This window comes from Pseudomonas sp. NPDC089554, assembly GCF_050280645.1.
Lineage (GTDB): Bacteria > Pseudomonadota > Gammaproteobacteria > Pseudomonadales > Pseudomonadaceae > Aquipseudomonas.
Map to the genome: position 1 here is coordinate 36,584 of NZ_JBNNVR010000021.1, position 22,733 is coordinate 59,316.

Genomic DNA, 22,733 nt, shown 5'->3' on the forward strand with positions numbered 1-22,733 from the left:
TGACGTCTCGCTTGGCCGCTGCATAGGCAGCGGCCTTTTTTATGCGCATCAGCCCAGCGGGTACTTTTGCAGGTTGGCCATCATCTGCTGCAAGGCCTGCAAGCTGTCTTGCGGGTGCACCGCGCCGTCAAAATCGCCAATGCGCGCCCAGTTGTCCGCCACCTGCTCCGGGGTAAAGCCTTCGCGTGGGTCAAAGCCCACCCCCAGGCTGCGCTCCCAGCGCACCTTGCCGACCCAGCCGCCGCCCACCTCGAACAGCTCACCGCTGTCCTGGCACTGCTCGCTGCCCAGGTACACCACCAGCGGGCTGATGAGTTCTGGCTTGAGACGCTCGAACACCTGCGGCGGAATCAACCCTTCGGTCATGCGCGTGCCGCCGGTGGGCGCGATGGCATTGACCAGGATGCCGTGCTTGCGCCCTTCGATGGCCAGGGTGCGGGTCAGGCCATAGAGGCCAAGCTTGGCCATGCCGTAGTTGGCCTGGCCGAAGTTGCCGTAGATACCCGAGGTGGAGGCGGTGAAGATCACCCGGCCCCAGTTGCGCTCGCGCAGGTGAGGCCAGGCGGCGTGGGTGACCTTGTAGGCGCCCTCCACGTGAACGCGGTAGACCTGGTCCCAGTCGGCGTCGTCCATCTTGTGGAAGGTCTTGTCGCGCAAGATGCCAGCGTTGTTCACCAGCACATCGACGCGGCCAAAGCTGTCCAACGCTTGCTCGACGATGCGTGCACCATCGCCGACTGAATCATGGTTGGCCACCGCCGTACCGCCGGCAGCACGGATTTCTTCGACCACGCGGTCAGCCGCCGAGGCACTGGCACCCTCGCCGTGGGTCGAGCCGCCCAGGTCGTTGACCACCACCTTGGCGCCACGGGCCGCGAACAGCAGCGCATGGGCCCGACCCAGGCCGCCACCGGCCCCCGTGACGATCACCACGCGATCTTGCAGACGTACCGGTTCGCTCATGCTCAAGGCTCCAGTCAAGGATAAGGTTGCGGGCAGTGTCCGCGAGCCCAGGGCTGCGGACAATCAAGCGCCCAGGCGCTGAATGGCAGGCGATAAGACAGGTTGATCGCCCGGTCAGGACCAGGCGACCTTCTGCGGCAGATGGCTCATGGGTTGTTCACGAAACGCCAGGTAATGGCGCAGCACCTGTACCGGTGCCTCTGTGTGGGGGTAGTGGCCGATGCCTTGCAGTACCACGGTGTCCGGCTCGGGCACCAGTTGCCGGTAGCGCTCGACCATATGCGCGCCGGATAGCGGGTCGACCGCACCGTTGATGAAGCGCAGCGGCACGCCTTCGCGTTGCAGCGCCGTCACCCAGCGCTCGCGCATGCGGAAACGTTCCGGCACACAGGCCATCAGCTTGTGCAGGATGCGCGTGCCGCGGTTGGACACCATCAGGCTCCAGCAATCATCCAGTGCGCTCTCGCTGGGGTGGGTGCAGGGGCCATAGACCTGGGTGACATTGCGCACCAGGTCGTCGCGCCCGAACGAGCGTGCTATCAGCCAGCCCACAGGGCTGAGCAGCAGCTTCTGCACCAGCAGCAGTGGGCACTTCTCCGGGAACAGCGCACTGTTGAGGAACGCGCAACTGGCGACCTCGGCGCGCCCCTCGTGGTGCCGCGCCAGCAGTTCCTGGGCGACGCTGCCGCCGTAGTCGTGGGCCAGCAGGTGCACCGGCTGTTCGATGTGCAGGTGCTCGAGCAGCGCCTGTTGCAGGTCAGCCTGCTCCAGCAGGCTGTAGTCGTGGTCCAGGGGTTTTGCCGAGTCGCCAAAACCCAGCATGTCGCAGGCTACCACGCGAAAACGCTGAGCCAGCGGTGCCCACAGGTAGTGCCAGTCCCAGCTGGCGGTTGGGAAGCCATGGATCAACAGCAAGGGCTCTCCCTGCCCTGCTGTCCAGTAGCGGATGCTCTGGCCCCGGAAGGTAAAAGCCTGACCCCGGGTACGCCAGACGCACAATGGAATTTCGGCCAAAGGCATCGGTATTGTCCTGCGGGTCAGGTGTTGGGGGTGAGGAAGATAGACGGCAAGGCTGCGTTCATTGCATGTACCTCGGCACTTGCATGTGCTCTCTAGGAACCACCTATGTCGAGGCACAGTCTAGTCAGGCCCTCACAGGGCGAAACTTGCCTTGGCAGCCAGCTTGATGACCGTGCGAGTCAGCGGCACGAACGGTCATCACGCCCGTGGTTCAGCCTCGCAGCGCGGCGGCGAACTCAGCCAGCCATGGCTCGGCATCGGCCTCAGGGGTCACGGTTTCGCTGGCATCCAGGCGCAACATCGGCTGCACTTCGCGCAGGCCCAGCTCGAGGAACAGCTCGCGCAGCTGCTCGCCACCGCCGCAGTAGGTATCGCCGTAGCTGGAGTCGCCCAGGGCCAGCACCGCCCCGGGCAGGCCGCGCCATTCGGCGGGCAGGGTGTCGCGAATCGTGCTGTACAGCGGCATGATGCTGTCGGGCAGCTCGCCCATGCCGGTGGTCGAGGTCACGCCCAGCAGCGCCTGGGGGGCGAAGCCGCGCAGGTCGTCGAGGGTGGCGCGGGCAGCGTGCCAGGCTTCGAAGCCTGCGGCCTTGAGCAGGGCTTCGGCATGGCGGGCGACTTCATCGGCGGTGCCATACACCGAACCGGAAATAATGGCGACTTTCATCGGGAACAGATTCCGAAACTGAGTGAAAACGTAGGATACTAGCACTCACCAGTGGCAAAAGGCCGCCCGGCTCACGCCCTTCTCACCCAACGGCCTGACCATGATCAACGCACAGCTGCTGCAAGCCATGATCGATGCCTCCAACGACGGCATCGTGGTCGCTGAACAGGAAGGCGACGACACCATCCTGATCTACGCCAACCCGGCGTTCGAACGCCTGACCGGCTATCTGCGCGACGACATCCTCTACCAGGACTGCCGTTTCCTGCAGGCTGACGACCGCGACCAACTGGCCCGTGGACGTATCCGCAAGGCCATGGCCGAGGGACGGCCCTGCCGCGAGGTGCTGCGCAACTACCGCAAGGACGGCAGCGCGTTCTGGAACGAGCTGTCGATCACCCCGGTGTACAACGAAGCGGAGCAGCGCACCTACTTCATCGGCATCCAGAAGGATGTGAGCCGCCAGGTAGAGCTGGAACGCGAACTGGCCGAGGCCAGGACGCGGTTGAGCGATGCCTGAGCCGACCAATGGCATCGAACCAAGTACTTTTCGCACGGTCAATGGCCGTGAAGAACCCCGCAGACCACCGCCACCCCCGAGCCCGAGCATGCAAGCAGACGCCCTCCTGACCCAGGATGAGCTGGACTTCATCCACAACATGCAGCATGCACCGCAGCTGAACCTGGCGGATTCCATGTCGAGCCTGCTGGTCAATGGCGACCGGCGCCTGCAACAGCTGCTCACCCGCCTGGTGGCCAACGAGCAGGTCACCCTGCAGGCCCAGTTCAACAACCAGCAGATCACCTTCCCATTGCAACTGGTCGAGGACGAGTTCCACGCCCTGCACCTGCAACTGGGCTCGCCTGCCATCTATGAAGATGGCCCGAAGCTGCGCCCCTGGCGGCTGTCGATGGACCAGCCAAGCCCGCTGATCGACGCCCGCAACACGCCCAGTTCGCTGTGGGTGCGCGACATCTCGTTCAAGGGGGTGTTGCTGCAGATCGCCAATGGCGCCCTGGTGCCGAACCACTTCGACCTGTACTTCGCCCCGCCCGGCATCCAGCCCATCGCCCTGCAAGGCGTGCTGCGCCGGCGCATCGGCCCGGACCTTGCGGCCTACGACCTGGCGCGCAGCGAAGCCGACGAGATCGAACGCCTGCGCGAATACATCCTCCAGGCCCACCGCCGGGCGCACCCGGAACTGCACACTCAGGTATCGAGCTGACCGGCCAGGTACTGGCGCAGACGCCGACGCATCTCCCCACCTTGCGCCCCCAGGCAGGCCACCGGCCCGCCCTCGAGGCTGTCGTAGGCCATGTGCGCGGCCTCCCCGGCCACCAACACCGGGCATTTCACTGTCAACGTCAGGCGCGCCAGGCGCCGCGCAAGGTCTGACGCCGGCCGCTGGTTGGCGAACAGCACCAGCGCGTCGGGGCGCACGCGCTCGCACACCAGCGCCAGCTCGGCGAACGGCTGCTGAGGCGCGAGTACCGTCACAGCCATTTCCTCGCACCCGAGCACCAAGCCTGCGGCCAGCAACTCCAGCTCGCTGCATTCAGGAGCCAGGGGCGCCAGCAGCACGCGCCGCGATTTCGGCTCGCGCAGCCTTAGCAAGCGCTGCAGCACGTGCCCGCGCAGGAACTGGTCGAGGAACAGCCACTCACTGACCTGGCCATAACCGTCCTGGTCGAGGCGCAGGGCCTCCCATACCGGCATGAACACCTCGCCCAGCACCTGCTCTGGCGGGTGGCTGGTGAACAATTGCTCGAACAACCGCTCCAGGGCCTGGCTGTCGAACGCCTGCGTTGCCTCGCGTACTTGCGCCTGCAAGCTCGCCTGGGCATCGAGGCTGCCGGTCGTCCAACCGTCGCGGGCCTGGCTGCGAGCCAGGATGCCTCCGACCTTGCTCACGGCCACGCCACGACGCAGCCAGCCGAGGATACAGGCGATGGTGTCGATATCGGCCTGGGAGTACAGGCGATGACCGCTGTCGGTACGGGTCGGCTGGATCAGCCCATAGCGGCGCTCCCAGGCGCGCAGGGTCACCGGGTTGACGCCCGTCAGCCGGGCCACCTCACGGATCGGAAACAGCTCCTGGTGGGCCAGGTTGTCCTCGGCCCCAGAGGCGGCAAGCGACTCATTCATAGGTGTGGAAACTCTGTCTCGTGGGTAAGGATTTGCCATTTTACGCATGGGATGTGCCATCGGTCAGCGTCACCGCATGTCGACCGACACTGACGGGTCACGATTTATCCGCGATAATCCGCGCCCGATTCTTGCATAGATGACTGCGTCGCCCACCACCCCGGGCACAAGTCAAAGGGGCCAGCTACCCGCCAGCCCCGTCGTAAGGAGATACACGATGTCTACCCCACCCGTCACCCTGATGGTGTCACGCCGCGCCGCCCGTGGCCGTTTCCAGGACCTGCTGGCCTGGCTGCACGAAGGCGAGCAACTGGCTACCGACTTCCCCGGCTACCTGGGCTCGGGCATCCTCGCACCACCGGCCGATGGCGACGAATTCCAGATCATCTTCCGCTTCACCGACGAAGCCACCGTGCAGGCCTGGGAGCATTCCGCCTCGCGGCGCGCCTGGCTGCAACGCGGCGACGGCCTGTTCGAGCGCCCTAGGGAGCGCCGCGTAACGGGCCTGGACGACTGGTTCGGCACCGAAACGGTGCAAAAACCGCCGCGCTGGAAGCAGGCCACGGCCATCTGGCTGGCGTTCTTCCCGGTGTCGCTGCTGTTCAACCTGCTGTTCGGCCACTGGCTGTCAGCCCTTGACCTACTTCCCCGCGTATTGCTCAGCACCCTGGCCCTGACGCCGTTGATGGTCTACTGGTTCATCCCGCTGTCCACCCGCTTGCTGGCTCCCTGGCTGAACCCTGCCGACGACACGCCGCGCGGCCTGCGCAGCCGCTGAGGCCAGCCACGCAAGAGGGAAACAGTTCGGGTATGCTGGGGCATCACTGCACGAACAAGTTGACCGCCCGAACATGAACAGCCCCATCCTCATCACCGGAGCCAGCCAGCGTGTCGGGCTGGCCCTGGCACTGGCGCTGGCCAATGCTGGCCACACGGTCGTCAGCGCCAGCCGCAGCATCCGCCCCGAGGCGGCGCACCCGAACATCGTCCAGTTCCAGGCCGACCTGTGCCTGGAGGATGACCGCCGGGCCTTGGTGGAGCACCTCAAGCAGCACTACGACGGCTTGCGCGCGATCATCCACAACGCCTCGCTGTGGCTCGACGACAACCTGTGCAACCTCGACACCATGTTCCGCCTGCACGTCGAGGCACCCTACCACCTGAACCTGGCCCTGGGCGCGCAGCTGGCCAAGCTGGACAAGGCCGATATCATCCATATCTGCGACGAAACCTCCTCGCGCGGCAGCAAGAGCCACATCGGCTATGCCGCAACCAAGGCCGCGTTGCAGAACATGGTGCTGTCGTTCGCCGAAAAGTACGCGCCGAAGGTGCGCGTCAACGGTATCCTGCCGGGCCTGCTGATCCTCAAGGAAGATGGCGACGAGGCCTACCGCCAGCAGACCCTGAAAAAGGCCCTGCTGGAGTTCGAACCGGGTGCCCAGCCGCTGATCGAGGCGGTGATGTTCCTGCTCGACAGCCAGTACAGCACCGGCAGCCAGGTGGTCATCAATGGTGGCCGCCACCTGAAGAACCGCATGACCTGAGAGAAGCCCATGACCCCGCAACAACAGCTCGAACTCGAAGCCGCCGCGTTCCGGCGCCTGGTCGACCACCTGCAAAAGCGTACCGACGTGCAGAACATCGACCTGATGAACCTCTCCGGCTTCTGCCGCAATTGCCTGTCCAAGTGGTACAAGGCCGCCGCCGACGAGCGTCAGCTCGACCTGAGCCTGGACGACGCCCGCGAGGCGGTGTACGGCATGCCCTACGCCGAGTGGAAAGCCCAATACCAGAAAGAAGCCAGCGCCGAGCAACAAGCGGCGTTCGACCAAGGAAAGCCCCGTGACTGACCTGAATACCCTGCGCCAGAGCCTTGCCAGCGGCGAGCACGTCTTCGCCGACACCCTGGCGTTCATTGCCGCGAATTACCAGTACCAGCCCCAGGCTTTCAACAACGGCGGCGTGGAAAACGCAGCCGGGCAGAACGAAGGCTCGTGCAAGACCCTGGGCCTGGCCCTGCTGGAAGGTCTGAGCGACGAGGAGGCCCTGCTGGCCTTCGGCGAGCACTACCGCAGCGTGCTGGCCACGCCTGAGGGCAGTGACCATGGCAATATCCGGGCGTTGATCCGCCATGGCCTGGCAGGTGTGAAGTTCGTCGGCCAGCCACTGGTGCGTAACGCTTGAGACCGGTGGGGCCGCGCAGCGGCCCCAATTAAGTGATGGTGCGTTAACTGACTCGGATCTGGCCTCCCTCTCCTCACGACCCAGTGGAACTGCCTGCATGCCACACACTGCTTCAGTTCCATTGCGCCAAGCCCTGCTTTTCTGGCTCAAGCTCGGCTTCATAGGCTTCGGCGGCCCCGCCGGGCAGATCGCCCTGATGCACCGGGAAATCGTCGAGCGCCGCCGCTGGCTCAGTGAGCCGCGCTTCCTCCACGCCCTGAACTACTGCATGCTGCTGCCCGGCCCCGAGGCCCAGCAACTGGCCACCTACCTCGGCTGGCTGATGCACCGCAGCTGGGGCGGCATCCTGGCTGGCACGCTGTTCATCCTGCCCTCGCTGTTCATCCTTATCGGCCTTTCCTGGGTGTACATCGCCTACGGCCAGCAACCACTGGTGGCGGGGTTGTTCTACGGCCTGAAGCCGGCCATCACCGCCATCGTCGCCCAGGCGGCCTGGCGCATCGGCTCGCGGGTGCTGCGTAACAGTGCGCTGTGGGCCATCGCCCTGGCGGCGTTCGTCGCCTTGTTCGGCCTGGGGCTGCCGTTCCCGCTGATCGTCTTGGGCGCGGCGATGCTGGGCTACCTGGGTGGGCGCTGGCGCCCGCGGCTGTTCGAGGTGGCGAGCCCCACGCGTACCGAACCCGACAGCGAAGCCCCTGCGCATACGCGTTTTCGCTGGCCACGCCTGCTGATGCTGCTGGTCTGTGGCGCGGCGCTGTGGTGCCTGCCGATGGCAGCCCTGACCCTGCTGTTCGGCTGGGACGCCACCTTCACCCAGATGGCCTGGTTCTTCACCAAGGCTGCGCTGCTGACCTTCGGCGGGGCCTACGCGGTGCTGCCCTACGTGTACCAGGGCGCGGTGCTGCACTACGGCTGGCTGACCCCAACCCAGATGATCGACGGCCTGGCCCTGGGCGAAAGCACCCCGGGGCCGCTGATCATGCTGGTGGCGTTCGTCGGCTTCGTGGGCGCTTACGTACAGGCGCAATTCGGCGCAGAGCATGCCTTTCTGGCCGGCGCCCTGGGCGCTTGCCTGGTTACCTGGTTCACCTTCCTGCCGTCGTTCCTGTTCATCCTGATCGGCGCGCCGCTGGTGGAAAGCACCCGCCATCAGTTGCGCTTTAGCGCACCGCTCACGGCCATCAGCGCGGCGGTGGTGGGGGTGATCCTCAACCTGGCGCTGTTCTTCGCCTACCACGTGTTCTGGCCCCATGGGTTTGGCGTGACGGTCGACTGGGTGGCGGTGGTGATCGCGCTGGTGGCGTCGGTGGGGTTGATGGTGTTCCGCCGTGGGGTGCTGGAGGTGTTGATCGTCTGTGCGTTGGCGGGGTTGCTGGTGGTGATGTACGGCTATCGGGTTTGAGGCCGGTACTGCCACTCCATCACTTGACCCTCTGCCCCGGCACTTGCGCCGACAGCGCCCCTCGCTGCAACCACTCAAGCGCAATCGGCCACAGTTGCTCGCGAAAACGGTCGTGGAAGAATGCGAAATGCCCCACCTCCGTCACCCCGATATCTCCGGGTGCCAGGCGCTGGTGGCAGGGTTCGGCATGCGCCAGGTAGGCCAACAGCCGGTCGGTGGCAGCGACAGTGGCGAAGGGGTCGTCGGTAAGGGTGATCGCCAGGGTCGCGGCCTGCACATGGGCGAAGGGGGTCGCCGCGAGTAAACGACCACTGGGGCGCTGTTCGTAGCGTGCGCTGGGCGCACTCCAGTCGCGCACCACGCCGGCCGGGGTGTCTTCCAGCCAGCCCAGGCGCTTGCCGGGAAAGTAGCCGAATAGTCGGGTCAACAGCGGCATCAGTACATGCCATTTGGCCACGAGGCGCCAGCGCTGGTCGGCCGCGTAGTCACGCCAATAAGCGAACTGCGCCCCTACCGTCACCAGCCGTCGCACCTTCGCCGCCGAAGGCGCCAGGCCCACCGCCCAACCACCGAAACTGTGGCCCACTACATCGATTGGCTGGCCGGGAAACTGCGCCTCGGCCAATTGCAACATGGCTTCGCAGTCGAGCCGCCCCCAATCGCTCCATGAAGCCTGCAAGCCACGCATCGACGCGGGGCGCGACTCGCCGATACCGCGGTAGTCGTAGGTCAGCACGTCACAGCCCTGAGCGAATAGGTAGTCGGCGAAGCGGGCGTAGTAGCGGCAGCGCACAGAAGTGGCTGCGTTGATGATCACCAGCGGGCGCTGGGTGTCGGGTTCTGCGTGGCGCCACTGGAAACCGCCGAGGTCGTAGCCGTCGGCGGTGGTATGGCGAAAGGCGGTGGCGGGCTGGGTCAGGCTGCTCATGGCATGCTCCCTGCGACGTCGCGCCGGGAGGCGGACGGATTTTGTTGTCCGTCCACGCTAGCAAAAATTTTAGTCGGCTGTACTGGCCTCAAGTCGTCGGCAACGCCCGCGCCACTCCAGGCTTGCGCAGCACCTCCAAGCGCGACCCGTCATACCGGGTTTCGCGGAACAGCTTCCAGCGCCCGAACAGCCCATACACATGCATCACCCGACCCTGCTCGTGGTAGCCCATGCGCAGGTGCAGCTTCATGGCCGGCACGTTGTGCGTCTCGACCACGTCCACCACCTTGTGGCAGCCCTTGGCATGCATGGTGTTCCACAGGTCGACTTGGGCAGTGACGGACAGCTCCGAGCCAAAGAAGCGACGGGTCATTTCCCCGCCGAATTCGAAAAACTCCCCCGGTTTCACCGGGAAGGTGCAGCCGTAGTAATGCTTGTCGTGGTAGTCGACCACGCTGGCCCAGATGAACGCCACGGCGTCGCCGTGTTCATCCAGGTACATGTGCCCGGTGTGGCCCTCGGCGGCCAGTTCACGCATGGTTTCGACGCGGTCGCCGAAATGGCGCGCGAACGCGTCGGCATTGGCGGTGGTAATGGTTGCGAGGGTGACTGGGGGGTGTTCCTTGAGGCTGTAGGGCGGCACCGGGCTGACCAGGTCGCGCTCCATCCACAGCAACTCCCAATGGAAGAACACGTAGCGTTCGAAGAGGGTCTTGAAAGTGCGCTTGAAGCCTTTCTGACGGAGCCGTTCTTGTAGTTTTTGCAATACCCGCATGCTGCCTCCCCGGCACAGACTAAATTGCCCGGCCATAGCTGCGGTATAGAACGACCCACTGGCACAGGGCCAGCAAGGTATTTATTTCAAAATGTTAACAAGCCTAGGCGGGAACCCCACGCCCGCTGGAAACGGTCGTGGGGTCAAGGGCTTGCTTACAGCTCGACGCAGTCGAACCGTACGTCGGTTGCCACATCTTCGTCGTAATTGACGTCAGCGCGCTCGAAACCGAACAGGTTGAGGAACTGCTTCTTGTAACCGGCGTAGTCGGTCAGCTCGAACAGGTTCTCGGTGGTCACCTGTGGCCACATGGCCTTGCAGGCGTCCTGCACGTCGTCGCGCAGTTCCCAGTCATCCAGGCGCAGGCGGCCCTTCTCGTCCACCTCGGCCGGGGCGCCGTCGGTGCGGAACATGCGGTCGCGGAACATGCGGTCGAGCTGGTCCTGGGTGCCTTCGTGGACGCCCTTCTCCTGCATGATCTTGAACACCATCGACAGGTACAGCGGCATCACCGGAATGGCCGAACTGGCCTGGGTGACCACCGACTTGAGCACCGCCACGTTGGCGCCACCCTTGATTTCACCGGCCAGTTTCTTGTCCAGGCGCAGGGCGGTTTCGTCCAGGTCCTGCTTGGCCTGGCCCAGAGCGCCGTGCCAGTAGATCGGCCAGGTGATCTCGGTGCCGATGTAGCTGAACGCCACGGTGCGTGCACCGTCAGCCAGCACGTCGGCGCCGCTCAGGGCGTCGATCCACAGCTGCCAGTCCTGGCCGCCCATGACGGTGACGGTGTCGGCGATTTCCTGCTCGGTGGCCGGCTCGATGCTGGCCTCGATGATGGTGTCCTTGTTGGTGTCGATGGCGGTCGACTTGTACGGCTGGCCGATCGGCTTGAGGGCGGAACGGATCAGTTCACCGGTCTGCGGCAGCTTGCGCACCGGCGAGGCCAGGGAGTAGATGACCAGGTCGACCTTGCCGCCCATCTCATTCTTGATCAGCTCGATGACCTTGGCGCGGGCCTCGTCGGAGAACGCATCACCGTTGATCGACTTGCTGTACAGGCCCTCGGCCTTGGCGAACTTGTCGAAGGCGGCAGCGTTGTACCAGCCGGCGGTGCCGGGCTTGGTCTCGGTGCCGGGCTTTTCGAAGAACACACCCAGGGTGTCGGCCTTGAAGCCGAACGCTGCGGTAATGCGCGCCGCCAGGCCGTAGCCGCTGGACGCACCGATCACCAGGACCTTCTTCGGACCATCTTCGCGCACGCCCAGCTTGCGGGTGGCTTCGATCTGGTCACGGACGTTGAGCTCGCAGCCCTTCGGGTGAGTCGTGGTGCAGATGAAACCGCGAACCTTGGGATGAATGATGGCCAATGTCTGTACCTCGTCAGGTTTATGCCGGGGAAGCGCCACAGGGGCGATTCCATTTGAATTAGAGGGTGAGACTACCCCTGGAAGTTATCCGACACATATTACGGGGTGCGCGGGGTGATTCAAATGCCCGAGGCGGGTAGCGCCCCGCGCAACCACTCCAGGAACTGCCGCGCCAACGGGTCTTCCTGGCTTTCCCAATGCACCAGGCAAGCCCAGCTCGGGCCACGCACCCGCTGCGCCGACAGCGGCTGCAAGCGCCCCTCGCCGACCATCCGTTGCGCCAGCAATTGGCTGACCAGGGCGATGCCCAGCCCTTCGGCGGCCGCATCCAGCAGCAAGCCGGGGTCGGAGAAGTTCAAGCCCTTGCCTTGCTGCCCCACATCCTCGCCCCCCTCCACCTGCCAGTGGCTCCAGTCCATCTCCCGCTCGCCATGCAAGGTGGTACGACCGGCCTCGGGCAGCGCCGGGTGGCAGGCGGGGTACAGTTGGTCCTGGTGCAGCACACTGAAGCTGCATTCGGCCTGGGCGCCGATGTCGTCGCGAATGGCCAGGTCGATGGTTTCACTGGCCATGTCCGGCGCCTCGAAGCTGGTGAACAGCCACAGGTCTACCTCCGGGCAGCGCTGGTGGAAATCCGCCAGGCGCGGCAGCAGCCAGTGGCGGGCGAAGGCCGGGGTGGTGTTGACCACCAGTTGGTTGGGCTTGCGGTACTGGTCGAGCCGACGGATGCCCACGGCCAGTTGCTGCAACAGGGCCTGGGTGGTGCTCAGCAGGTCGTGGCCGGCGTCGGTCAGCGCCACGCTGCGGCCATTGCGGTGGAACAGCGGCTGTTCCAGATAGCCCTCCAGGCTGCGCACCTGCTGGCTGATCGCCGACTGGGTGAGGTTCAAGGCCTCGGCGGCCTTGTGGAAGCTGCCCAGGCGCGCGGCGGCTTCGAAGCCACGCAGGGCGTTGAGTGGGGGCCAGTGTTTTAGCATTACCGATAAGCTCAACTAATCAGAAGTGCGCTAAATCTATCGTTTGTTCGCCTGCCTTCCTAGCCATAGCATGAACACCAACACCCGCGACGGCGGGCTTCGTTGATAAAAATCCCTAATAGATCGGAGTTCGAATATGCACCTGTCCAACGACAGCGGCTGGCGCATGCCTGCCGAATGGGCCCGCCACGCCGCCACCTGGATGATCTGGCCGCATAACCAGGCGCTGTGGGAGGCGGGCTGGCGCGTGACGCTGGCCGATGTGCAGCGCGACTATGCCCGGGTGGCCACGGCCATCGCCCGCTTCGAGCCGGTGAAGATGGTGGTCGACCCGTCCGCCATGGCCAGCGCCCGTGCCTTGTGCGGCGCAGGCATCGAGCTGGTGGAGCTGGCGGTGGACGACAGCTGGTGCCGCGACAGCGGGCCGACCTTCCTCTGCCACCCGCAGTTGGGCGTGGCCGGGCTGAGCTGGCGCTTCAATGCCTGGGGTGGCAAGTCCGAGCATGCCAAGGACCGCAGCCTGGGCCGACGTATCCTCGACCAGCTGGGCCTGGAAGGCTTCAGCACGCCCCTGTGCAATGAAGGCGGGGCCATTCATGTGGATGGCGAAGGCACGTTGATCACCACCGAATCGGTGCTGCTCAACCCCAACCGCAACCCCGGCATCACCAAGGCCGACTTCGAAGACTGCTTCGCCCGCCTGCTGGGCATCCGCAAGACCCTCTGGCTGCCCGGCGACCCGCAATACGTCACCGGCGACATGACCGACGGCCATGTGGACGGCGTGTGCGCCTTCGCCCGCCCCGGCGTGCTGCTGGTGGATGCCACCCACGACCACAGCTCGGTGTACGCCGAAGTGGCACGCGAGAACCGCCGCGCCCTGGAACTGGCCACTGACGCCCGGGGTCGGCGCTTCGAGCTGCTCGACCTGTATGAAGCCAGCGCCGCCGTAGACCCCGAGGCCGACGTGTTCTGCGCCTCGTACACCAACTTCTACCTGGCCAACGGCGCGGTGATCATGCCGGCCTACGGCATCGACGCCGACCAGGCCGCCGCACGCCAGCTGGCCCACGCCTTCCCCGACCGCGAAGTGGTGCCGGTGCGTATCGACCATATCGCCCACGGCGGCGGTGGCATCCATTGCATCACCCAACAGCAACCGGCCTGGCCACTGCAGGAGGCACGCCCATGAGCACCTTGCGCATCGCCACCACGCAGATGCCCTGCGACTGGCACCTGCCCGGCAACCTCGACCGCGCCGAGCAACTGGTGCGACAGGCCGCAGCCCTTGGTGCCCAGGTGATCCTGTTGCAGGAGCTGTTCGCTACGCCCTACTTCTGCATCGAGCAGTGCCACAGCCACCAGGCGCTGGCCCAGCAGTACCCAGACGGCCCACTGCTGCAACGCTTCGCCGCCCTGGCGCGGGAGCTGGGCGTGGTGTTGCCGCTGAGCTTCTACGAGCGCACCGGCAACGCCTTCTACAACTCCCTCACCGTGGCCGACGCCGACGGCCGCCTGCTGGGCCTGTACCGCAAGGCGCATATCCCCAACGCCATCGGCTACCAGGAGAAGGAATACTTCAGCCCCGGCGACACCGGCTTCAAGGTCTGGGACACCGCCTTCGGCCGCCTGGGCATCGGCATCTGCTGGGACCAGTGGTTCCCCGAAACCGCGCGTTGCCTGGCCCTGCTGGGCGCCGAGGTGCTGCTGTTCCCCACTGCCATCGGCTCGGAACCCGGCGCTGCCGAACTGGACTCACGCGACCACTGGCAGGTTGCCATGCGTGGCCATGCCGCTGCCAACCTGCTGCCGGTGGTCGCGGCCAACCGCGTCGGTCAGGAAGTGGCCGGCAGCGACAACAGCCTGTCGATGCGCTTCTACGGCTCGTCGTTCATCTGCGACCACAAAGGCGCATTGCTGGCCGAAGCCGACCGCGACAGCAGCGGCGTGTGGCTGCACGACCTGGACCTGGCGCGCATGCGCGAGGACCGCCTGAGCTGGGGCATCTACCGCGATCGCCGCCCCGACCTGTACGCGCCGCTGCTCACCCTCGACGGCCACACACCTCACCCCGCGAGGGCCTGACCATGCCGAACCGTCATTCGAAACCGCTCGCCTGCCTGGCCCTGGCCCTCTGTGCAGGCCTCACCCACGCCGAACAGGAGCCGTTGCGCCTGTACAACTGGGCCGACTATTTCGCCGAAGACACCCTCAAGCGTTTCACCGCCGAAACCGGCATCCCGGTGATCTACGACGTGATGGACAGCAGCGAAGTGCTTGAGGCCAAGCTGATGTCCGGGCGCAGCGGCTACGACCTGGTGTTCCCCGGCGACACCGTGGCCGAGCGCCTGGTGCGTGCCGGCAGCCTGCAACCGCTCGACCGCTCGCGCATCGACGCACTGGACGATATCGAGCCTGGCTTGCGCCAACTGCACGACCGCTACCCCAAGGCCAGCCAGGCCACGGTGCCCTACACCTGGGGCACCATCGGCCTGACCTTCAACGCCGAGAAGATCCGCCAACGCATGCCCGATGCCCCGCTGAACAGCCTCGACCTGCTGTTCAAGCCAGAGCTGGCGGCCAAGTTCGCCGACTGCGGCATCTCGATGATCGACTCGCCCGATGAAGTGCTCGCCGTGGTGCTCCATTACCTGGGCCGCGAGCCGCGCAGTGCCAAGCGCGAAGACCTGGCCGCTGCCAGCGAGCTGCTCAAGGGCATCCGCCCGTATGTGCGCAAGTTGCAGTCGCAACCGGTGACCGAGCTGGTCAACGAAAACACCTGCCTGTCGCTGGGCTACAGCGGCGACGTGACCCAGGCCCAACGCACCGCCGAGGCGGCCGGCAAGGCCATCGACTTCCAGTACCGCGTGCCGCGCGAAGGCACCACGGTGTGGATGGACACCATGGCCATCCCCGCCGACGCACGCCACCCGGACTACGCCTATCGTTTCATCAACTTCGTCATGCGCCCGGAAAACATGGCCGCGATCAGCAACTTCACCGGCTACCCCACCGCCAGCGCCAAGGCGCGCCCGGCCGTGGACCCACGCATGCGCGACAACCCCGACATCTACCTCGACGCCGCCACCTATGCCCGGTTGATCCCAGGCAAAGACATTCCCCAGGCCGACATGCGAGCCCGCATGCGTGTCTGGACTCGCTTCAAGACCGCACAGGACTGACCCCATGCCCACTCGCCGTACCTTCCTGCAACAGCTCAGCGTAGCCGGGGGCCTGGCCGCCGTGGCCGGCCTCGGCTTGCCCCTGAGCATTGCCCGCGCCGCCGATGAGGGCCGCTGGTTCATCCCCGACGAGGGCGAGAAACAGGCCCGCGCCTACCTTGCTTTTGCCGCCCAGGACGCCATCTGGGAAGACTTCACCGCCGACGTGCAAGCCGCGCTGGGGCGTATCGCCCGGGCCATCGCCGACTACCAGCCAGTCACGGTCTTCTGCCGCGAGGATGAACGCGACCTGGCCGAGGAACACTGTGGCAGCCACAACACCACGTTCATCGTCACCGAGCTGGACGACATCTGGATGCGCGACATCGGCGCCAACTTCGTGGTCGACGACGATGGCGAGCTGGCAGCGGTGGATTTCAACTTCAACGGCTGGGGCAACAAGCAACAGCACCGCTTCGATGCCAAGCTGGCAAGGCTGGTTGCCACACGGGCCAACGCGGCCTACCAACGCAGCGAACTGGTGGGCGAAGGTGGCGGTATCGAGGTGGATGGCCACGGCACGGCGGTGATGACCGAAAGCTGCTGGGTCAACGCTAACCGCAACCCCGGCTGGAGCAAGGCCGAGGTCGAGGCCGAGCTGAAGGCGCGCCTGGGGCTGCGCAAGATCATCTGGTTGCCAGGCATCAAGGGCAAGGACATCACCGATGCGCATGTGGATTTCTACGCACGCTTCGTGCGCCCTGGCGTGGTGCTGGCCAACCTCGACACCGATCCTGAATCCTACGACCACAAGGTGACCCTGGCGCACCTGGAGATTCTGAAGAACGCCACCGATGCCGATGGCCGCGCCTTGCAGGTGCGCACGGTGTCGCCGCCGCTCAAGCCGCGCAAGAGCAAGTTCAACCGCGACAACCCGGATTTCGCAGCGGGCTACATCAACTATTTCGTCATCAATGGTGCGGTGATCGCCCCACAGTTCGGTGACCGCGCAGCAGACGAAAAAGCCCGGGCACTGCTGGCCGAGCTGTACCCGGAGCGTGATGTGGTGCTGCTGGACATCGACGCCATCGCGGCGGGTGGCGGGGGCATCCACTGCGTGACCAGCCATTGCCCGGCGGTATAAGGGCTAGGCACCGCAACCACGCGCCCCGCCCTCCAGCCAGCGGCTCAGTTGCACCGGCAGCAAATGCACCAACCCCTGGGGCGTCTCGCACACCGGCTGGATGAAGTTGTCGCTGAACAGCAACTTGCCATGCACGAAATACTCCCCGTCGCGCAGGTTGGGGTTGTCGATGCGCGTGCCCAGCCGTGCCGCCAGCCATTTGCCGATCTCGTAGTGGCTGAGCCAGCGCTCCGGCGCCAGGGCCTCCATGGCCTGGGCCGGAGCGTCGCGGCTGATGACGATCACCGGCACGTCGCTGACCTCCGGCACCAAATCGTTATGCCCCCACTTGCCATCCTCACCCAGGCGCTGGCCATGATCACCGGTTATCACCAGGTAGCGCTCTCCTTCCAGACGCTCGAAACGCGCAATCACCTCATCGAGCAGGCCATCAAGGTAGTGGATCGAGTTGTCATAGGCATTGTGCTTGGCCTGCGGCCCTTGGTCTGGCCAAGGCACTTCGGCGCCTTGGTGCTGGTAGTTGCTCGCATACGGCAGATGCGCGGTGCGCAGGTTGAGGACGACGAAGTTGCGCGCGCCGAAACGCTGCTGGTCGAGGATGTCGAGCACCGCGTGGTCCTGGCGCTTGAGGAAACGCAGCGGGTGGTCCTCGCGGGTGATCGACACATCCAGGTGACGGCTGCCCAGGTTCGCCAGCAGTCGCGATTCCTGGGAGGAGATCCAGTGCGTGCGCATGCCCGCCTCGCGGGCAAAGCGGAACAGGTTGATCCGCCCCTCGCGCAGCAGGTGGTCCTGGCCCGGCTCGCGGATCGGGTTGAGCAGGTAGGGCAGGCTCACGTCGGTGGCCACTCCCGCCGAAACACCGGGGCGCACCAGGGCACTGGGGTGGCCGTCCAGGTAGGCATCCAGGCGTGGGGTGGTCTGCCGGTCGTAGCCATACAGCCCCATGCGCTCGCTGCGCAGCGAGTCGGCCACCACCAGCCATACATGCTTCGCCCCGCTGGGTACCGGGCTGAGGCGGTAGGGCATGAAGGGCGCTTGCGGCAGCGGCGTGTGGGGTTTGAAGGCCAAGCGCACGGCCCAGGCGGAGAAGGCATTCAGACTGTTATGCAGGCCACTGCGCGACGGCCCCGGCTCGAACGCGTCGAGGTTGCGGTAGGTCGCGCGGTAAGGCTTGGCCAGCAGCACCACGGCGATCAACACCAGCGCCCAGCGGCTGGCGGGCAGGTGCACGCGTGCGGGCAAATGCCAGTGCAGGGCAATCAGCGCGGCGTAGGGCAACACGACGCTCAGGCCTGCCGTCCAGTGCGCGCCCAGGCTGTACCGGGCTGCGCCGAACACCTCGCCCGGCTCGGTCACCAGGCCACGGATATCGATGGCGTTCAGCGGCTCGCCGAAGAAGCTGATATTGGCCAACTGCAACAGCTGCATGCCAGCGAACAACGACAGGATCGTCACCACCACAACACGCAGGTTGCATAGCCACAAGGCCAGGCAGAACACCCAAAGGCCCGCCACCCAGGCGCCTTCCAGCTCGGCCTGGTTGTTGGGGGTGAACAGTTGCTGGATGAAATCGTCGGCCAACAACAGCAGGCAGCTCAGGCTGGCCAGGGCGCACAGGCGCAGCCAGGCCGCGCCGGGCGTGCCTCGGCGCGGCAAAGACAGGGACATCAGCATGGGAAAGGCTCGTGGTCAGTGGTCGTCAGGCAGGCGGCGGCGTCCGGTAAGCATCGACAGCGGCAGGTTCTCGCGCAGGCGCAGGCTTTCGACCACGGCGGCCAGCAGGTGCACGCACACCAGCGCCAGCAGCGCATCGGCCAGGAAGCTGTGCAGGTCCATCGGCCAGTCGGCGCCCCACAGGGCGTCCACCTCTTGCGACAGCCAGCCCGTCAGGCCCAGGCCGGCGATACAGCTGAGCATCAGCAGCATCACCAACGCGCCGATCGGCGAGTGCCCCAAACGGTGGAAGGATTGCCCACGCAGCAAGGCCCGGGCGTGAGCCGCCAGCCGCGCGGGGGTGGGCCAGAAGTCCGCCCAGCGCGCACTGGGCGGCCCTACGAACCCCCAGACCAGGCGTACCAGCAAGCAGCCGACCGCGTAGTAGCCAAGCCACTGGTGCCAGTCCTCGCCTTCTTCATTGATGAAGTAGTTGGCGAAGAACACCAGGGCGAAAGACCAATGACACACGCGCAGCAGCGGGTCCCACAGGCGTACCGTGGCCACGGGCGTCAGTCTTCGATTTCGGTCTTCACTGCCTTGCCGCTGACCGGGTCATGGTAGATCTCGACCTTGCGGCCATCCTTGTCGAAGCCGTAGATCTCGTAGCAGTTGCCCTTGGTGACCTTGAACTTGTTGATCTTGTAGCCCTGCTCTTTGAGCTGGGCCTGGAAGGCATCCGGGTCTTGCCAGGTACTGCGGTCGGCGGTGGTGCACTGGGTGGCGGCGGAGGCGCTGGCGCTACCCAGCATCAGGGCGAGAGCGAGGAGGATACGCATGGCAAATGAGCTCCGGTTGAGAAGAGGGACCCGCACGATGCGCTGCCAAGCTTAATGGCAGCTTAGCAGGTCATCCGCGGTTACATTTACCCACTGGCAAGCGCCACAAAGGTCGCCATGATGCGGCCTTCGACAGGGGGACAGACATGCGGGTATTGCTGGTGGAAGACGATCGGGCCGTGGCGCAGGGCATCCGCAATGCCCTGCGCGGCGAAGGCTATACGCTGGACTGGCTGGCCGATGGCCAGGAGGCCAGCTGCGCGTTACGCGACGAGCGCTTCGACCTGGTCCTGCTCGACCTCGGCCTACCGCGCCGGGATGGCCTGGCCTTGCTGCGCGACTTGCGTGCACGCCCCGACGCCGACGTACCGGTGCTGATCCTCACCGCCCGCGATGCCACACGTGACCGCATCGAAGGCCTGGATGCCGGCGCCGACGACTACCTGGTCAAACCGTTCGACGTCGACGAACTGAAGGCGCGCATCCGCGCCCTGCTGCGGCGCAGCCAGGGCCGCGCCCAGCCTCGTCTGGAGCAGGCGGGCGTCAGCCTCGACCCGGCGCGCCACGAAGTGCTGTACCACGGCCAACCGGTCAATCTCACGCCCATGGAGTTCCAGCTGCTGCACCAACTATTGGCCCGCCCGGGCACGGTGCTGACCCGCGAGCGCCTGGCCGACACCCTCTACGGCTGGCACGAGAGTGGGCCGGGCAACACCCTCGAAGTGCTGATCCACAACCTGCGACGCAAGCTCGACAGCGGCTTGATCCGCACGGTGCGCGGGGTCGGCTACCTGATCGAGGACACACCATGACTGCCATCCGTACACGCATCCTGCTACCCACCCTGCTGTTGGTGCTGATGGGCAGCCTAGGCCTGGTGCTCAGCGTCATGCGCGACAACCACCGGGAAATCGAGAACGTCTACGATGCCCAGTTGGTGCAGGCCGCGCGGGTACTCCAGGGCTTGTTCCGGCAGATGCCCGCCGAGCAGGACTGGGCAGCGGTGCGCTCATCGCTGGAACAGGCCATGGACACCACCGGCAGCGGCCTGTTCAGCCACCCCTACGAGCTCAACCTGCACGTGCAGATCTGGCGCAGCGACGGCCAGCTACTGATGCGCTCGGCCCGCGCGCCCCAGCTGGATACCCCGCCCGCTCCCGGCATCCACGACCTGCTGTACAACGGCGAGGACTGGTGCGGTGTGCTGCTCGAGGACCACGAGCGCGGCCTGCTGATCTGGGTGGGCGAGCGCGACGACCTGCGCCAGGACCTGATCCAGCGCATCGCCGACCAGGCCCTGGCTCCCGCCCTGGTGGGCATCCCGCTGCTGGCCCTGGCCATCTGGCTGCTGCTCGGCTGGGGCCTGCAACCCCTGCAACGCCTGGCACGCCACCTACGCGCCCGCCCGGTCGACAGCCTCGAGCCGTTGACCACCGCCAGCCTACCGCCGGAGCTGGCGCCCATGGCTCACGCCCTCAACCACCAATTGCTGCAACTCAAGCGCCTGCTCGAACGCGAACGCCGCTTCATCGCCGATGCCGCCCACGAGCTGCGCACGCCCCTGACGGTGCTGGCCATCCACGCCAGCAATGCCCGCCGCGCCACCGACGACAGCAGCCGCGACGAGGCCCTGGCCTTCCTCGAGCATGGCGTGGCCCGCGCCACCCGCCTGGCCAGCCAGATGCTGACCATGGCGCGCCTGGAGCCACTGACCCAGACCCGCCAACAGGTGCGCCTGGATGCCCTGGCACGCGAAGAACTGGCCGTGCTGACGCCCCTGGCCCTGCGCCGCCAGGTCGAGCTGGTGCTGGATGCCGACGGCCCCAGCCACCTGTACGCCGACCCTGCCGCGATTACCGTGATGTTGCAGAACCTGGTCGGCAACGCGCTGCATTTCAGCCCACCCGGCGGCGAAATCACCCTTGAACTGCGCCAGCAGGAAAGCTGCCTGACCCTCCAGGTACTCGACCAAGGCCCAGGCGTGCCCCCTGCTCACCTGGAGCGTTTGAGCGACCGCTTCTACAGCGCCAACAACCCTGACGGCGCAGGCTTGGGCCTGGCCATCGTGGCGCTGGTGGTCGAGCAGTTGGGCGGCACCCTGGAATGCTCCAACCGCACCAGCGGCGGTTTCGCCGTACGCCTACAGCTCCCGGCTTGCGCCCCCAAGCCCTTGGCACACCTGGCCGAAGCCTGAGCCATTCATTTATAAACCCGATCAATCACAAAGAAAAACAAACTTCTCAAATGAGCGTCGTGCGGGGATGCTGTGGCGATAACGCTCGCCTCTCGGAGAACAACAATGAACGAAGTCGCCATCGTCGCCGCCACCCGCACCGCCATCGGCACCTTCCAGGGCTCGCTGGCCAACATCTCGGCCGTCGACCTGGGCGCTGCGGTGATCAAGCAACTGCTGGCACAGACCGGCCTTGACCCCGCGCAAGTCGACGAGGTGATCCTCGGCCAGGTGCTCACCGCTGGCGCCGGCCAGAACCCTGCACGCCAAGCCGCCGTTAAAGCCGGCCTACCCCATGCCGTACCGGCCCTGACCCTGAACAAAGTCTGCGGCTCGGGCCTCAAGGCCCTGCACCTGGCCGCCCAGGCCATTCGTTGCGGCGATGCCGAGGTGGTGATCGCCGGTGGCCAGGAGAACATGAGCCTGGCCCCCTACGTACTGCCGTCGGCCCGCACCGGCCAGCGCATGGGCCACGGCCAGTTGGTCGACAGCATGATCACCGACGGCCTGTGGGACGCCTTCAACGACTACCACATGGGCATCACCGCCGAGAACCTGGTGGACAAGTACGGCATCACCCGTGAACAGCAGGACGCCTTCGCCGCCGAGTCTCAGCGCAAGGCCGTGGCCGCCATCGAGGCAGGCCGCTTCAAGGATGAGATCACCCCGATCCACATCCCGCAGAAAAAAGGCGAGCCGCTGGTGTTCGACACCGACGAACAACCGCGCCCCGGCACCACTGCCGAATCCCTGGGCAAACTGCGCCCAGCCTTCAAGAAAGACGGCAGCGTCACCGCCGGCAACGCCTCCAGCCTGAACGACGGCGCCGCTGCGGTACTGCTGATGAGCGTCGAGAAGGCCAAGGCCCTGGGCCTGCCGGTACTGGCCAAGATCGCAGCCTACGCCAGCGCTGGCGTTGACCCGGCGATCATGGGCATCGGCCCGGTGTCTGCCACCCAGCGCTGCCTGAGCAAGGCCGGTTGGCAGTTCGCCGAACTGGACCTGGTGGAAGCCAACGAGGCCTTCGCCGCCCAGTCCCTGGCCGTGGGCAAGGACCTGGAATGGGATGCTTCGCGAGTGAACGTCAACGGCGGCGCCATCGCCCTCGGCCACCCCATCGGTGCATCCGGCTGCCGTGTGCTGGTGACCCTGCTGCACGAGATGATCAAGCGTGATGCCAAGAAAGGCCTGGCCACCTTGTGCATCGGCGGCGGCCAAGGCGTGGCGCTGGCCATCGAGCGTTGATCCGGGCTTGACCCCGTCGCGGGGCA

Annotated in this window: 25 protein-coding genes; 14 read left to right on the forward strand and 11 right to left on the reverse strand. The window is 65.8% G+C overall.

From position 1 onward, the window contains the following. Positions 1–48: 48 nt before the first annotated feature. From ACQKPE_RS09250 to ACQKPE_RS09260, 3 genes are all read right to left on the reverse strand, one after another. On the reverse strand, positions 49–963 hold the full coding sequence (locus tag ACQKPE_RS09250) for an SDR family oxidoreductase (RefSeq protein ID WP_427665144.1): 915 nt from the start codon (positions 961–963) through the stop codon (positions 49–51). 114 nt (positions 964–1,077) lie between these two features. Continuing rightward, positions 1,078–1,983 carry an alpha/beta fold hydrolase gene (locus ACQKPE_RS09255; protein WP_427665145.1) on the reverse strand — a complete coding sequence of 302 codons (906 nt, stop codon included), beginning with the start codon at positions 1,981–1,983 and terminating at the stop codon, positions 1,078–1,080. 211 nt (positions 1,984–2,194) lie between these two features. Beyond that, positions 2,195–2,650, reverse strand: a complete 456-nt coding sequence (locus tag ACQKPE_RS09260) for a flavodoxin (RefSeq protein ID WP_427665147.1) — start codon at positions 2,648–2,650, stop codon at positions 2,195–2,197. Positions 2,651–2,750: 100 nt separating this feature from the next. Here ACQKPE_RS09260 and ACQKPE_RS09265 point away from each other — a divergent pair, with 100 nt between their 5' ends. Both ACQKPE_RS09265 and ACQKPE_RS09270 read left to right on the forward strand, forming a co-directional pair. Then, positions 2,751–3,170 carry a PAS domain S-box protein gene (locus ACQKPE_RS09265; RefSeq protein WP_427665149.1) on the forward strand — a complete coding sequence of 140 codons (420 nt, stop codon included), beginning with the start codon at positions 2,751–2,753 and terminating at the stop codon, positions 3,168–3,170. A gap of 88 nt (positions 3,171–3,258) precedes the next feature. Then, a complete protein-coding gene (locus ACQKPE_RS09270; RefSeq protein ID WP_427665151.1) occupies positions 3,259–3,876 on the forward strand; it encodes a hypothetical protein in 618 nt (205 codons plus the stop codon). Here ACQKPE_RS09270 and ACQKPE_RS09275 read toward each other — a convergent pair. Then, a complete protein-coding gene (locus ACQKPE_RS09275; RefSeq protein ID WP_427665153.1) occupies positions 3,861–4,796 on the reverse strand; it encodes a MerR family transcriptional regulator in 936 nt (311 codons plus the stop codon). The genes ACQKPE_RS09270 and ACQKPE_RS09275 overlap by 16 nt on opposite strands. Positions 4,797–5,013: 217 nt before the next feature. Here ACQKPE_RS09275 and ACQKPE_RS09280 point away from each other — a divergent pair, with 217 nt between their 5' ends. From ACQKPE_RS09280 to chrA, 5 genes are all read left to right on the forward strand, one after another. Then, the gene (locus tag ACQKPE_RS09280) at positions 5,014–5,574 is read left to right on the forward strand and encodes an antibiotic biosynthesis monooxygenase (protein ID WP_427665155.1); all 561 of its coding nucleotides are present in this window, start codon (positions 5,014–5,016) and stop codon (positions 5,572–5,574) included. Between the two features lie 73 nt (positions 5,575–5,647). Beyond that, positions 5,648–6,340, forward strand: coding sequence for a dihydromonapterin reductase (gene folM, locus ACQKPE_RS09285; RefSeq protein WP_427665157.1), 693 nt, complete (start codon positions 5,648–5,650; stop codon positions 6,338–6,340). A gap of 9 nt (positions 6,341–6,349) precedes the next feature. Continuing rightward, positions 6,350–6,646, forward strand: coding sequence for a DUF1244 domain-containing protein (locus tag ACQKPE_RS09290; RefSeq protein WP_427665159.1), 297 nt, complete (start codon positions 6,350–6,352; stop codon positions 6,644–6,646). Then, the gene (locus ACQKPE_RS09295; RefSeq protein ID WP_427665161.1) at positions 6,639–6,980 is read left to right on the forward strand and encodes a HopJ type III effector protein; all 342 of its coding nucleotides are present in this window, start codon (positions 6,639–6,641) and stop codon (positions 6,978–6,980) included. The genes ACQKPE_RS09290 and ACQKPE_RS09295 overlap by 8 nt, the downstream gene beginning before the upstream one ends. A gap of 97 nt (positions 6,981–7,077) precedes the next feature. After that, positions 7,078–8,382 carry a chromate efflux transporter gene (chrA, locus tag ACQKPE_RS09300; RefSeq protein ID WP_427665163.1) on the forward strand — a complete coding sequence of 435 codons (1,305 nt, stop codon included), beginning with the start codon at positions 7,078–7,080 and terminating at the stop codon, positions 8,380–8,382. A gap of 19 nt (positions 8,383–8,401) precedes the next feature. On the opposite strand, the gene ACQKPE_RS09305 is transcribed toward chrA, so the two are convergent. From ACQKPE_RS09305 to ACQKPE_RS09320, 4 genes are all read right to left on the reverse strand, one after another. Continuing rightward, entirely contained in the window at positions 8,402–9,310 is a 909-nt protein-coding gene (locus tag ACQKPE_RS09305) for an alpha/beta hydrolase family protein (RefSeq protein WP_427665165.1), read from the reverse strand. An 88-nt stretch (positions 9,311–9,398) separates the two neighbouring features. Continuing rightward, positions 9,399–10,085, reverse strand: coding sequence for an N-acetyltransferase (locus ACQKPE_RS09310; protein WP_427665167.1), 687 nt, complete (start codon positions 10,083–10,085; stop codon positions 9,399–9,401). Positions 10,086–10,240: 155 nt separating this feature from the next. After that, complete coding sequence (gene fabV, locus ACQKPE_RS09315; protein ID WP_427665169.1) at positions 10,241–11,452, reverse strand: enoyl-ACP reductase FabV; 1,212 nt, start codon at positions 11,450–11,452, stop codon at positions 10,241–10,243. A gap of 119 nt (positions 11,453–11,571) precedes the next feature. Next, the gene (locus ACQKPE_RS09320; RefSeq protein ID WP_427665171.1) at positions 11,572–12,429 is read right to left on the reverse strand and encodes a LysR substrate-binding domain-containing protein; all 858 of its coding nucleotides are present in this window, start codon (positions 12,427–12,429) and stop codon (positions 11,572–11,574) included. Between the two features lie 136 nt (positions 12,430–12,565). On the opposite strand from ACQKPE_RS09320, the gene ACQKPE_RS09325 reads away from it, so the two are divergent. The 4 genes from ACQKPE_RS09325 to ACQKPE_RS09340 are packed head-to-tail and all read left to right on the forward strand — an operon-like array spanning position 12,566 to position 16,734. Continuing rightward, positions 12,566–13,621, forward strand: coding sequence for an agmatine deiminase family protein (locus tag ACQKPE_RS09325; protein ID WP_427665173.1), 1,056 nt, complete (start codon positions 12,566–12,568; stop codon positions 13,619–13,621). Next, the gene (aguB, locus tag ACQKPE_RS09330) at positions 13,618–14,514 is read left to right on the forward strand and encodes an N-carbamoylputrescine amidase (RefSeq protein ID WP_427665175.1); all 897 of its coding nucleotides are present in this window, start codon (positions 13,618–13,620) and stop codon (positions 14,512–14,514) included. Before ACQKPE_RS09325 ends, aguB begins: the two co-directional genes overlap by 4 nt. A 2-nt stretch (positions 14,515–14,516) precedes the next feature. After that, entirely contained in the window at positions 14,517–15,611 is a 1,095-nt protein-coding gene (locus ACQKPE_RS09335; protein ID WP_427665177.1) for an extracellular solute-binding protein, read from the forward strand. Positions 15,612–15,615: 4 nt separating this feature from the next. Further along, the gene (locus tag ACQKPE_RS09340; RefSeq protein WP_427665179.1) at positions 15,616–16,734 is read left to right on the forward strand and encodes an agmatine deiminase family protein; all 1,119 of its coding nucleotides are present in this window, start codon (positions 15,616–15,618) and stop codon (positions 16,732–16,734) included. Between the two features lie 3 nt (positions 16,735–16,737). Here ACQKPE_RS09340 and ACQKPE_RS09345 read toward each other — a convergent pair whose 3' ends face one another. From ACQKPE_RS09345 to ACQKPE_RS09355, 3 genes are read right to left on the reverse strand one after another with little or no spacing between them, the layout of a single operon-like run. Further along, positions 16,738–18,411, reverse strand: a complete 1,674-nt coding sequence (locus ACQKPE_RS09345) for a phosphoethanolamine transferase (RefSeq protein WP_427665181.1) — start codon at positions 18,409–18,411, stop codon at positions 16,738–16,740. 15 nt (positions 18,412–18,426) lie between these two features. Further along, positions 18,427–18,957, reverse strand: coding sequence for a cytochrome b/b6 domain-containing protein (locus ACQKPE_RS09350; protein WP_427665183.1), 531 nt, complete (start codon positions 18,955–18,957; stop codon positions 18,427–18,429). 5 nt (positions 18,958–18,962) lie between these two features. After that, positions 18,963–19,229, reverse strand: coding sequence for a PepSY domain-containing protein (locus tag ACQKPE_RS09355; protein WP_427665185.1), 267 nt, complete (start codon positions 19,227–19,229; stop codon positions 18,963–18,965). Between the two features lie 146 nt (positions 19,230–19,375). On the opposite strand from ACQKPE_RS09355, the gene ACQKPE_RS09360 reads away from it, so the two are divergent. The 3 genes from ACQKPE_RS09360 (at position 19,376) to ACQKPE_RS09370 (ending at position 22,707) form a co-directional block, all read left to right on the forward strand. Then, the gene (locus ACQKPE_RS09360; protein ID WP_427665187.1) at positions 19,376–20,041 is read left to right on the forward strand and encodes a response regulator; all 666 of its coding nucleotides are present in this window, start codon (positions 19,376–19,378) and stop codon (positions 20,039–20,041) included. Next, positions 20,038–21,423: an ATP-binding protein gene (locus tag ACQKPE_RS09365; RefSeq protein ID WP_427665189.1), complete on the forward strand. Its 1,386-nt coding sequence runs from the start codon at positions 20,038–20,040 to the stop codon at positions 21,421–21,423. The genes ACQKPE_RS09360 and ACQKPE_RS09365 overlap by 4 nt, the downstream gene beginning before the upstream one ends. 105 nt (positions 21,424–21,528) lie before the next feature. Then, positions 21,529–22,707: an acetyl-CoA C-acetyltransferase gene (locus tag ACQKPE_RS09370; protein ID WP_427665191.1), complete on the forward strand. Its 1,179-nt coding sequence runs from the start codon at positions 21,529–21,531 to the stop codon at positions 22,705–22,707. Positions 22,708–22,733 lie beyond the last annotated feature (26 nt).